Here is a 269-nt window from a genome sequence, read left to right as displayed (position 1 = left end):
GGCTTGCTCCGTAAACAATGTATCTCTTTTTTTACTTTGCTTTCGCTTTTTTCGCTTTCTGTTAATGCAGATGCTACGTTACCAAAGGAGCAATACAGTACAAAAACACTGGCTACGCACTTACAGTCTCCGTGGAGCATGGTTGAACTACCAAACGGCACATGGTTAATTACAGAGCGTGATGGTCACGTAGTTATAGTTAAAAACAATGTGCAATCAAGAGTAGAATTAAACCTAACAGGTTTATACGTTGCAGGCCAAGGTGGTTT

General features: G+C 40.5%; 1 protein-coding gene. It reads left to right on the top strand.

Going from position 1 to position 269, the window contains the following annotated elements:
* Positions 1 to 269 (top strand): PQQ-dependent sugar dehydrogenase (locus AAEY79_RS15045; protein WP_352289227.1); only part of this gene is annotated, 269 nt, incomplete at both ends.

It is taken from the genome of Psychrobacter sp. GW64-MNA-CIBAN-0177 (assembly GCF_040309585.1).
Lineage (GTDB): Bacteria > Pseudomonadota > Gammaproteobacteria > Pseudomonadales > Moraxellaceae > Psychrobacter > Psychrobacter okhotskensis.
This window is presented reverse-complemented; position numbering and strand designations above follow the sequence as displayed.